The organism is Pedococcus soli (assembly GCF_054782575.1).
The window spans coordinates 1-11705 of sequence record NZ_BAAGSF010000003.1; the positions used below are offsets into that span (position 1 = coordinate 1).

General features: G+C 69.3%; 9 protein-coding genes. All 9 read left to right on the plus strand.

The window, feature by feature from the left end; translation table 11 throughout:
* Positions 1 to 495: MCE family protein (locus tag ACYVKF_RS02910; protein ID WP_460964748.1), on the plus strand; the 495-nt coding region annotated here is incomplete at its 5' end.
* Between the two features lie 58 nt (positions 496 to 553).
* Positions 554 to 1582 (plus strand): MCE family protein, encoded by a 1029-nt coding sequence (locus ACYVKF_RS02915; RefSeq protein WP_460964750.1) that lies wholly within the window; start codon positions 554 to 556, stop codon positions 1580 to 1582.
* On the plus strand, positions 1582 to 2553 hold the full coding sequence (locus tag ACYVKF_RS02920) for an MCE family protein (protein WP_056915480.1): 972 nt from the start codon (positions 1582 to 1584) through the stop codon (positions 2551 to 2553). Before ACYVKF_RS02915 ends, ACYVKF_RS02920 begins: the two co-directional genes overlap by 1 nt.
* Positions 2553 to 3803: an MCE family protein gene (locus ACYVKF_RS02925; protein ID WP_460964752.1), complete on the plus strand. Its 1251-nt coding sequence runs from the start codon at positions 2553 to 2555 to the stop codon at positions 3801 to 3803. The genes ACYVKF_RS02920 and ACYVKF_RS02925 overlap by 1 nt, the downstream gene beginning before the upstream one ends.
* A 5-nt stretch (positions 3804 to 3808) precedes the next feature.
* Entirely contained in the window at positions 3809 to 5119 is a 1311-nt protein-coding gene (locus tag ACYVKF_RS02930; RefSeq protein WP_460965518.1) for an MCE family protein, read from the plus strand.
* Positions 5116 to 6393: an MCE family protein gene (locus ACYVKF_RS02935; protein WP_460964754.1), complete on the plus strand. Its 1278-nt coding sequence runs from the start codon at positions 5116 to 5118 to the stop codon at positions 6391 to 6393. Before ACYVKF_RS02930 ends, ACYVKF_RS02935 begins: the two co-directional genes overlap by 4 nt.
* Positions 6390 to 7004, plus strand: coding sequence for a hypothetical protein (locus ACYVKF_RS02940; protein ID WP_235530662.1), 615 nt, complete (start codon positions 6390 to 6392; stop codon positions 7002 to 7004). Before ACYVKF_RS02935 ends, ACYVKF_RS02940 begins: the two co-directional genes overlap by 4 nt.
* Entirely contained in the window at positions 6988 to 7785 is a 798-nt protein-coding gene (locus ACYVKF_RS02945) for a hypothetical protein (protein WP_460964756.1), read from the plus strand. The genes ACYVKF_RS02940 and ACYVKF_RS02945 overlap by 17 nt, the downstream gene beginning before the upstream one ends.
* 397 nt (positions 7786 to 8182) lie before the next feature.
* The gene (gene rpoB, locus ACYVKF_RS02950; RefSeq protein WP_056915476.1) at positions 8183 to 11659 is read left to right on the plus strand and encodes a DNA-directed RNA polymerase subunit beta; all 3477 of its coding nucleotides are present in this window, start codon (positions 8183 to 8185) and stop codon (positions 11657 to 11659) included.
* The last annotated feature ends 46 nt before the right edge of the window (positions 11660 to 11705 follow it).

An 11705-nucleotide genomic window follows, 5' to 3' on the forward strand; every position in this document is an offset into this window, starting at 1 on the left:
CAGGTGCAGCGGCCGACGTTGGCGGTGCTGGCGAAGTACTCGCCGCAGTACCCGTGCTTCACCGAGGCGCTGGTCAACTGGCAGCCCCGCATCGACGAGGCGTTCCGGGACTCGCAGTTCCACATCACGGTGGAGGTCGCGCCGCAGCGTCCGGGGTACACCCCGGGGGAGGAGCCGCGCTGGGGCGAGAGCCGCGGGCCGAACTGCCTCGGGCTGCCCAACCCCGGTGGCAGCCAGGCCAAGCCCCACCAGGGGCCGCACTTCGACGACGGCACCCGGTCGGGCGGCGCCAGCGCAGGCAGTGCCTTGCCCACCGCCTTCACCGGTCCGTCGGGCTCCAGCATCGTCGGACCCGACGCGGGCCTGGCCGGTACCGAGGAGGAGCAGCGCGTCGTGGCGGCACTGCTGTCCGGGAACGGCTCTGCCGAGCCGTCCGCCATCACGACCCTGCTCGCCGGGCCGATGCTGCGCGGAACGGTGGTGAGCCAGCGATGAACACCACCCCACAAGGTTCTTCCCTCCTTCGTCGCTCCGATACTTCGCGGGGGCCCCGATGAGCACTCGCTCCAGCCTCGTGAAGTTCATCGTGTTCGTCGTGGCGACGCTGCTCGCGACGGGCACCCTGGCCGCGACCATCGCCAACATCCAGTTCGGTGACAAGGCGACGTACACCGCCGTGTTCAAGGACGTCACCGGCCTGGCCGCGGGCCAGGAGGTGCGGATCGCCGGCGTGCGCGTCGGGGAGGTCAAGGCCATCAAGGTCGCCCGCGACCGGGTGCACGCCGACGTCCAGTTCAAGGTGCTCAAGACCAGCGTCCTCACCCAGGGGACCAAGGCGACGATCAAGTACCGCAACCTCGTCGGGGAGCGCTACATCGCCCTCACCCAGGACGTGGGGGGCGCCACCCCCCTCAAGGACGGCGCCACCCTCGGGCTCGACCACACCCAGTCCGCGCTCGACCTCACCGTGCTCTTCAACGGGTTCAAGCCGCTGTTCGCCGCACTCTCGCCCAAGGACGTCAACGAGCTGTCCGCCAACATCGTCAGCGTCCTGCAGGGCGAGGGCGGCAACATCAACTCGCTGCTGGCCAAGACCGCGTCCCTGACCTCGACGCTGGCCGACCGCGACGCGGTCATCGGGCGCACCATCAGCAACCTCAACACCGTGCTCGGCACGGTCGACGACCGCGACGCCGCGCTCAAGGAGCTGATCGACCAGCTCCAGCGGTTCGTCTCCGGCTTGGCCGCCGACCGCAAGACCATCGGTGCGTCGCTGACCAACATCAACTCGCTGACGGCCCAGACCGCGGACCTGCTCAAGGTGACCCGCTCGCCGCTGAAGTCGGACATCGCCAACCTGCGGTCCCTCGCGACCAACCTCAACGAGCCCGCCAACACGGCCACCTTCGAGAAGTTCCTGTCGACCTCACCCGGGAAGATCTCCACGATCACCCGGACCGCCACGTACGGCTCGTGGTTCAACTTCTACCTGTGCGACTTCAGCGGCACGATCAAGCTGCCGGTCGGCCCTGCGGTCAACCTCGGCAAGCCCGAACAGCTGTCGGCTGCGAGGTGCTCCTGATGGCCATCCCGTTCCGTGAGCGCAACCCCGTCCCGATCGGGGCGGTCGGCCTGCTCTCCATCGCCGTGCTGCTGTTCCTGGCCTTCAACATCCAGAGCATCCCCTTCATCGGTGGGGGCGACTCCTACCGGGCCGCCTTCAGCGAGGCAGGTGGCCTGCTCAAGGGCGACGACGTCCGCATCGCCGGCGTCAAGGTCGGCAAGGTGAAGTCCGTCGACCTCGCGGGCGACCACGTCGTCGTGCAGTTCAAGGTCACCGAGCCGGCCGCATTCGGCACGGAGACCGCCGCGTCGGTGCGGATGAAGACCCTGCTGGGCCAGAAGTACCTCGCGCTCGAGCCCGCCGGTCCGGGGCAGCTCAAGGCGGACAGCGAGATCCCGATCGACCGCACGGTCTCGTCCTACGACATCATCAACGCCTTCAGCGACCTCGCGACGACCACCGAGCGCATCGACACGGGTCAGCTGGCCGACTCCCTGACGACCCTGGCCACGGAGTTCAAGGACAGCCCGAAGGACGTCAAGGCCGCTCTCGACGGCCTCAGCCGGCTGTCGCGGACGATCGCCTCGCGGGACGCCGAGCTGAAGAAGCTGCTCGCCTCGGCGAACAGCGTCTCGGGCACGGTCGCCCAGCGGAACAAGGCGATCGAGTCGATCATCAAGAACGCCGACCTGCTGCTGGTCGAGCTCGAGGCGCGTCGGGAGGACATCCACACCCTCTTCGTCAACACCTCGGCGATGGCCCAGCAGGTGACCGGCCTGGTCCGGGACAACCGGGCACAGCTCAAGCCGGCCCTGGACCAGCTGACCAAGGTCCTCGCGGTGCTGCAGAAGCACGAGAAGGACCTCAGCGACACGATCGCCGCCATGGCGCCCTTCACCCGGCTGTTCGCCAACGTCCTGGGCAACGGCCGGTGGTTTGACACCTACATCGAGAACCTCACCACGCCCGTCGAACTCGGAGGCAAGTGATGGCCCGCCGTACCCCGTCGCTCGGGGGCTTCGTCCCGAAGGCCGTCGCCGCGCTCACCGTGGTGGCGCTGGCTGCGGGCGCGTACGCGTTCTGGCCCCGCCACGAGACCGTCCGGGTCACGGGTGAGTTCTCCCGCGCCGTGGGTCTCTTCCCTGGCTCCGACGTGCGCATCCTCGGCGTGCAGGTCGGGCAGGTCAAGGACGTCACCCCGAAGGGCGACAAGGTCGAGGTGGTCTTCGAGTACGACGCCAAGTACAAGGTGCCCGCCCAGGCCCAGGCCGCCGTGGTCGCTCCGTCACTGGTCAGCGACCGCTACGTCCAGCTCTTCCCTGCCTACACCGGTGGGCCGGTGATGAAGGACCGCGCGCAGATCGGCCTGGACCGCACCGCCGTCCCGGTCGAGCTCGACCGGATCTCCACCAGCCTGGACGACCTGCTCGTCGCCCTCGGTCCCACGGGTGCCAACAAGGACGGTGCCCTCCAGGCGGCCCTCGACACCGGAGCCAGGAACCTCGACGGCCAGGGCCAGAAGATCCACGACACCAACCACGACCTCAGCCTCGCCCTGCAGACCCTGTCGGGCGGGCGCAACGACCTGTTCGGCACGGTGAAGAACCTGCAGACCTTCACCTCGATGCTCGCCACCAACGACAGCCAGGTGCGCCGACTCAACGCCGACCTCGCGAGCGTCTCGACCCAGCTCGACGCCGAGCGGGACGACCTCGCCGCCGCCCTGAAGAACCTCGCGGTGGCGCTGAGCGAGGTCAGCTCGTTCGTGCACGACAACCGGGCGTCGCTGACGACCAACATCGGCCAGCTCGCCTCCGTCACCGGGACGGTCGCCAAGCAGCGTGACGCCCTGGCGGAGACGCTGACCGACGCCCCGGTCGCGATCAGCAACCTCCAGAACGCCTACAACCCCAAGAGCGGCACGCTCGACACCCGCGCCAACCTCAACGAGAACCTCAAGCTCCAGACGTTGCTGTGCAACCTCATCACCGCGAGCGGCCAGCCGCCGAGCGTCTGCACCACCGTGGCGGGCGTGCTCAAGCCCGTGACCGACCTCCTCGACAAGCTCAAGGGGCTGGGCGTGGTCCTCCCGACCAACCTGCTCAGCGCCATACCGAGGTCGCAGGGGGGCACCGGGCCCGAGGCGACCACCGTCGGGGCCGCAGCCCCGACCACGCCCGCCGTGCAGCTGCGCGGCGCCGACCCCACCCTCGGTGGGCTCCTCGAGGGGGACCGGTGACCACCATGGCGCACTCCAGCGAACCCACCACCCGGACGCGTATGCCGCGTGGCCGCCTGTTCGCCGCCGCGCTGGCGGCCGGCGCGGTGCTGACCACGACGGGCTGCCAGGGTGCGTTCGACCTGCCCCTGCCCGGTGGCGCCGCCAACAGCGGCGACATCATCCGCGTCACCGCCGAGTTCGCCGACGTGCTCGACCTCGTCCCGCAGTCCTCGGTGAAGGTGGACCAGGTGACCGTGGGCTCGGTGGAGAAGATCGAGCTCAACGGCTGGACCGCCCGGGTGACGCTGCGCCTGCCCAAGGACGTGAAGCTCCCCGACAACGCGGTGGCCGAGCTCAAGCAGACGTCCCTGCTGGGGGAGAAGTACGTCGAGCTCTCACCGCCGACCACGGGCACCCCCGAGGGCGCCCTCGGCGACGGCGACAACATCCCCCTCGACCGGACCGGCCGCAACCCCGAGGTCGAAGAGGTCCTCAGTGCGATGTCGTTGCTGCTCAACGGTGGTGGCGTCGCCCAGCTGAAGGTGATCGAGACCGAGCTCAACCACGCCCTGACCGGCAACCAGACCGAGATCAAGGACCTGATCAAGCAGCTCGACACGTTCGTCGGCGGGCTCGACCAGCAGAAGAGCGAGATCGTCCGGGCCATCGACAACATCGACAAGCTCGCCAGCCGGCTCGCGGCCCAGAAGGACGACATCGACCGGGCCCTGGCCACGATGCCGCAGGGCCTGAAGGTGCTCGCCGACCAGCGCAAGCAGCTGGTCCAGCTGCTCGCTGCGCTCAGCCGCCTCGGGGCGGTGGGTACCGACGTCATCGCGCAGAGCAAGGCCGACACCACGGCCAACCTCAAGGCCCTCGAACCCATCCTGGCCCAGCTCACCAAGGCCGGTGACAACCTGCCCAAGTCCCTGCAGCTGTTCCTGACCTACCCGTTCCCCGACAGCGCCACCGGGGCGATCAAGGGCGACTACACGAACCTGTCGGCCGACCTGGACCTCAACCTCAAGAACCTCGCGGGCAACCTCGGCCTGCCGACGACCCTGCCCACCGGCGGTCTCCCCACCGGCGGGCTGCCCACGGGTGGCCTCCCCGGGCTCCCGGGACTGCCGACGCCGTCGCTGCCGGTGACGCCGTCGCTGCCCACCCCGTCCATCTCGGTGCCGAGCGTCCCCGGGGTGCCCCTGCCCAGCAGCACGTCGTCGAGCCGGACGTCGAGCGGGAACCCCGTCTGTCCGCCGCTCTGCCTGAGCCCGCAGCAGTCGCAGTCGAGCTCCGACGGCTCCTGGCGCTCCCTCTACGGAGGTGACGCATGATCCGCCGCTCGGTGAAGGTGCAGCTGTTCGCCTTCATGCTCATCACCCTCCTCACGGTCTCGGTGCTGTCGGCGCGCTACGTCGGCCTCTACGACCGGGTGGTCGGCGGTCAGTACCACGTGTCGGCCGACTTCGCGCAGTCCGGTGGCATCTTCATCGGCTCCGAGGTGTCCTACCGGGGGGTCACCGTCGGCCGCGTGGACGACCTGCGCCTGTCCAAGGACGGCGTCGTCGTCGACGCGAAGATCCAGCGCGGCGTCAAGATCCCCAAGGACACCAAGGTCGTCGTGGAGAACCGCTCGGCGGTGGGGGAGCAGTACCTCGACTTCCAGCCGCGCAGCGACGGTGGGGCCGTGCTCGCCGACGGCGACACGATCCCGCGCAAGGACACCCAGTTCCCCCTGCGGGTCGACACGCTGCTGCTCGACCTCGACCACACCGTCAACTCCGTCGACCGGCAGGACCTGTCCACGGTGGTCGACGAGCTCGGGAACGGGTTCGCCGACGGCGGGCAGGACCTCCAGCGGCTCATCGACAGTGGTGACGCCCTCACCCAGGCGGCCACCGAGGCGCTGCCCGAGACCAAGAAGCTGCTCGACGACGGCCGGATCGTCCTGGACACCCAGCGCGACACCTCCGGCCAGGTCAAGACCTTCGCGAAGAACTTCGCCGACCTCGCCGACACCCTCAAGGCCTCGGACGGCGACCTGCGTCTCGTGCTCGACCGTGGCGTCGTGGCCTCGACCGAGCTCGAGGCGCTGATCCGCGACAACAAGGGCAACCTCGCGGCCCTGCTGGCCAACCTCATCACCGTCGGCCAGGTCACCACCGCGCGCGTCGACGGCATCCAGCAGCTGCTCGTGACGTACCCCGACGTCGTGGCCGGCGGCTTCACCGTCGTGCCCGGTGACGGCACCGCCCACTTCGGGCTGGCCCTCGCGCAGAACCCGCCGGTCTGCACCCAGGGCTACGGCGGCACGAAGCGGACCAACCCGAAGACCACGACCAACCTGCCGCCGGTGAACACCAGCGCCCGCTGCACCGCCCCCCGTGGGTCGGGGACGACCGTGCGCGGTGCGCAGAACGCGCCCCCGGCCTCGGGCGGGGCCGCCAACGCGACCGTTCCGCTCGCTTTCGGCGACCAGCCCGTATCGCCGGGCATGGCCGCGTCGTTGGGCATGGCGACACCACAGGTCTCCGTGCCCGTCCCCCCGACGGACGGTGCGGGCGGTGAGGCCTCGTGGTTGTGGATCATGAAGGAGGCCGCTCGATGAGCACCACCACCACCGCGCCCGTCACGACGCCCACCACAATGGCGGGCATGACCGACGCCGACGCCGAACCCGCCACCGGGTCGACCACCGACCCCGCGGGCCGCGCAGCGCCCACCGCGGGCGTCGCCCGCATCACCCCCCGCCTCGTGTGGGTGGTGGTGGCCCTCGCCCTCGTCGCCTCGGTGGCCCTCGGGGCCACCCGCGGCCGGGACTGGTATGCCGCGCGGCAGACCTCGGCGGCCAACGCCGCCGCCACGGCTGCGGCCAGGCAGCTGGCCATCAACTTCGTCAGCGTCGACTACGCCAAGGTCGACGCAGACACCGCACGGGTCCGGGCCGGTGCCACGGGGGAGTTCCTCAAGAGCTACACGACCTCGGTCGACCAGCTCAAGAAGGTGCTGGTCGCCAACAAGACGGTCTCGACCGTCCAGCGGTCCGAGGCCGCCCTCGTCTCCGGTGACCTCGACTCTGCGGTCGCGCTCGTCGGGGTGGTCGCGCCGACGAAGAACACCGCCGTCCCCGCGGGGGAGACCAAGACCTACCGGATGCGGCTGGAGCTCCGGAAGGTCGGATCGGCATGGAAGGTGGAGAACCTTGAGTTCGTCGGCTGACACCCCTCGTCCCCGCCCCAAGGTCGCCGGGCACCGTTCACGCGCCCGCACGACGGGCACCCCCACGGCGGCCGCCACGGCCGCGGCCCCCGCGACCGGCGCCACGGACGCACCCGTGGTCGAGCGCAGCGGCGACCCGGCCGAGGGTGCCACGGCTGGTCCCCCACGCCGGCTGACCCTGCCCACGCGGCACCAGCGCGCCGCGGCAGAGCCCACGTCCGAGGCGACGTCCGAGGCGACGTCCGAGGCGATGTCCGGGCTCGAGGCGGGAGAGGGCACGGGCTCCTCGGAGGTGCCCGCCGGGCGTCGACGCCGCTGGGTGGCCCCCTCGGTGGCCCTCGTGGCCAGCCTCGCCCTGCTCGGCACCGTCGCCGGCCTCAGCCTCCAGGACACCGGCGCCGACGCGCGCGCCGAGCGCGCAGCGACCAGCCAGGCGCGCACGTCGATCGAGCAGATGCTCAGCTACAACTACAAGACCATCGACGCGCAGTCCGCCCAGATCGAGGGCCTGCTCACCGGGTCGTTCAAGACCGAGTTCACCACCGCCATGGACAAGGAGATCAAGCCGCTGGCCGTCAAGAACCAGACCGTCGTGCAGGCCCGGGTCTCCGACGTCGGCGTGATGAGCTCGTCCCCGACGACGGTGAAGGTGATGGCCTTCGTCAACCAGGCGCGGGTCGGCACCGACCAGAAGCAGCCCGTCGTCGACCAGAACCGCGTCCTCGCGACGCTGTCCAAGGTCGGCGACCGGTGGTTGATCAGCCGGGTGGACGCGTTCTGACGATCCTCGGAGCACCCCGCTGACCTGCGGCGACGTCCCCTGCGGGGCGTCGCCGCAGTCGTGCCGGGGGACCGTTCGGCTCCTTCTCGGGGTGCCGCCCTTGACGCAGGGGCGCGGGCGCGTCATCCTCGTCTGCGTCGACCCGCCCCTTGTGGGGGCGAGACCCCCGTCAAGGCTGTGGCTCTGCCCGCTGGACACGGTTGGACGAGGCTGCCCTCCTACGTGTATGCTCATCCTTTGCGCTGCCCTCTTTCGCGCCCCCACCTCGGACAGAAGCTCTTCGTCGTGCCCTCCGGCACGGAAAACGAGCCACCTCCTGGCGGGATCGTGACGGCGGCCGGCGCCAATTCGGTTTCGAACCATCAGTTTTAAGACAGGCCCGTGGAAGGACCCCTCCTTGGCTGCCTCGCGCAACGCGACTCAGACTGTGTCCACCGCACGGACGGCTTCTGGCCGTCTGTCGTTCGCGAAGATCCGCGAACCCCTCGAGGTCCCCGACCTCTTGGCGCTGCAAACGGAAAGCTTCGACTGGCTGCTCGGTAACGAGCGCTGGCAGGCCCGTGTCGCAGAGGCCAAGGCCGCGGGTCGGGGGGATGTGCCGGATCGCTCCGGCCTCGAGGAGATCTTCGAGGAAATCTCTCCCATCGAGGACTTCAGCGGCTCCATGTCGCTGTCGTTCCGTGACCACCGCTTCGAAGAGGTCAAGTACTCCATCGAGGACTGCAAGGAGCGCGACCAGACCTACTCCGCGCCCCTGTTCGTCACCGCGGAGTTCATGAACACCACCACCGGCGAGATCAAGAGCCAGACGGTGTTCATGGGTGACTTCCCGCTCATGACCGAGCGCGGCACCTTCGTCATCAACGGCACCGAGCGTGTCGTCGTCTCCCAGCTGGTCCGCAGCCCGGGCGTCTACTTCGAGCGCACGCCCGACAAGACGTCCGACAAGGACATCTACACCTCGAAGATCATCCCGAGCCGCGGTGCGTGGCTCGAGTTCGAGATCGACAAGCGCGACATGGTGGGCGTCCGCGTCGACCGCAAGCGCAAGCAGTCGGTCACGGTGCTCCTCAAGGCCCTGGGCATGTCCGAGGCCGACATCCTCGAGGAGTTCGGCGACTACGAGTCGATGCGGCTCACCCTGGAGAAGGACCACACGGCCGGCCAGGACGACGCGCTGCTCGACATCTACCGCAAGCTTCGCCCGGGCGAACCGCCGACCCGTGAGGCCGCCCAGACCCTCCTGGACAACCTCTACTTCAACCCCAAGCGCTACGACCTCGCCAAGGTCGGCCGCTACAAGATCGACCGCAAGCTCGGCGTCGCCGCCGAGCTCGGCGACTCGGTCCTGTCCGTGGACGACATCGTCGCGACGATCAAGTACATCGTCTCCCTGCACGCCGGCGAGACGACCCTGAACGGCAAGAACGGTGACGAGGTCGTCGTCGAGGTCGACGACATCGACCACTTCGGCAACCGTCGCCTGCGCAACGTCGGCGAGCTCATCCAGAACCAGGTCCGCACCGGCCTGTCCCGCATGGAGCGCGTCGTCCGCGAGCGCATGACCACGCAGGACGTCGAGGCGATCACGCCGCAGACCCTGATCAACATCCGCCCCGTGGTGGCCTCGATCAAGGAGTTCTTCGGCACCTCGCAGCTGTCGCAGTTCATGGACCAGAACAACCCGCTCGCGGGCCTGACGCACAAGCGGCGTCTGTCGGCCCTCGGCCCGGGTGGTCTGTCCCGTGACCGCGCCGGCATGGAGGTCCGTGACGTCCACCCGTCGCACTACGGCCGCATGTGCCCCATCGAGACCCCGGAAGGCCCGAACATCGGCCTGATCGGCTCGCTGGCGTCCTACGGTCGGATCAACGCCTTCGGCTTCATCGAGACCCCCTACCGCAAGGTCGTCAAGGGTCGCGTCACCGACGACATCCAGTACCTGTCCGCCGACGAGGAGGACCGCCACGTCATCGCGCAGGCCAACGCCGTCATCGACGCCGAGGGCAACTTCACCGACGAGCGCGTCCTGGTCCGCACCAAGGGCGGCGAGGTCGACTACATCCCGGGTGAGGACGTCGACTTCATCGACGTCTCGGCCCGCCAGATGGTGTCCGCCGCGACCGCGCTGATCCCGTTCCTCGAGCACGACGACGCCAACCGCGCGCTCATGGGTTCCAACATGCAGCGCCAGGCGGTGCCGCTCGTCAAGTCCGAGGCGCCGCTGGTCGGCACCGGCATGGAGTACCGCGCCGCGCTCGACTCGGGCGACGTCGTCCGTGCCGAGGCCGCTGGTGTGGTCACCGAGGTCTCCGCCGACCTCGTCACCGTCGCCGGTGACGACGGCTCGACCCGCACCTACCGCATCGCCAAGTTCGCGCGCTCCAACCAGGGCACGTCGTACAACCAGGTCGTCGTCGTCAACGAGGGCGACCGGGTCGAGACCGGCGGCGTCATCGCCGACGGTCCCGCGACCGACGGTGGCGAGATGGCGCTCGGGCGCAACCTGCTCGTGGCGTTCATGCCTTGGGAGGGCCACAACTACGAGGACGCGATCATCCTCAGCCAGCGCCTGGTGCAGGACGACGTCCTCTCCTCGATCCACATCGAGGAGCACGAGGTCGACGCCCGTGACACCAAGCTCGGGCCGGAGGAGATCACCCGGGACATCCCGAACGTCTCCGAGGAGGTCCTGGCCGACCTCGACGAGCGCGGCATCATCCGCATCGGCGCCGAGGTCCGCGACGGCGACCTGCTCGTCGGCAAGGTCACGCCCAAGGGTGAGACCGAGCTGACGCCGGAGGAGCGCCTCCTGCGCGCCATCTTCGGCGAGAAGGCCCGCGAGGTCCGCGACACGTCCCTGAAGGTGCCCCACGGCGAGACCGGCACGGTCATCGGCGTGAAGGTGTTCGACAAGGACGAGGGCGACGACCTGCCCCCGGGTGTCAACCAGCTCGTGCGCGTCTACGTCGCCAACAAGCGCAAGATCACCGACGGTGACAAGCTCGCCGGCCGTCACGGCAACAAGGGCGTCATCTCCAAGATCCTGCCCGTCGAGGACATGCCGTTCCTCGAGGACGGCACCCCCGTGGACGTCGTGCTCAACCCGCTCGGTGTCCCCGGTCGAATGAACGTCGGCCAGATCCTCGAGCTGCACCTCGGCTGGGCCGCCTCGCGCGGCTGGGAGATCGCCGGCAACCCGGACTGGGCCAAGCTCATCCCGGAGGACGCCCGCAAGGCGCCCGCCGGCACGCGCGTGGCCTCCCCGGTGTTCGACGGTGTGCGCGAGGACGAGATCGTGGGTCTGCTGGACTCCACGACCAAGACCCGCGACGACGTGCGCCTCATCGACGGTTCCGGCAAGTCCCGGCTCTTCGACGGCCGCTCCGGCGAGCCGTTCCCCGAGCCGGTGTCGGTGGGTTACATGTACATCCTCAAGCTGCACCACCTCGTGGACGACAAGATCCACGCCCGCAGCACCGGCCCGTACTCCATGATCACGCAGCAGCCGCTGGGTGGTAAGGCGCAGTTCGGTGGCCAGCGCTTCGGTGAGATGGAGGTGTGGGCCCTCGAGGCCTACGGCGCCGCCTACGCGCTGCAGGAGCTGCTCACCATCAAGTCCGACGACGTCCAGGGCCGCGTGAAGGTCTACGAGGCGATCGTCAAGGGCGACAACATCCCCGAGCCCGGCATCCCCGAGTCCTTCAAGGTGCTCATCAAGGAGATGCAGTCGCTGTGCCTCAACGTCGAGGTGCTCAGCAGCGACGGCACGTCCATCGAGCTGAAGGAGTCCGACGAGGACGTCTTCCGCGCGGCGGAGGAGCTCGGAATCGACCTGTCCCGGCGCGAGCCCAGTTCGGTCGAAGAGGTCTAAGGCGTCGGTATGCCGCGCGGGCACCCCTGGTGAGCGCGCGGCATAC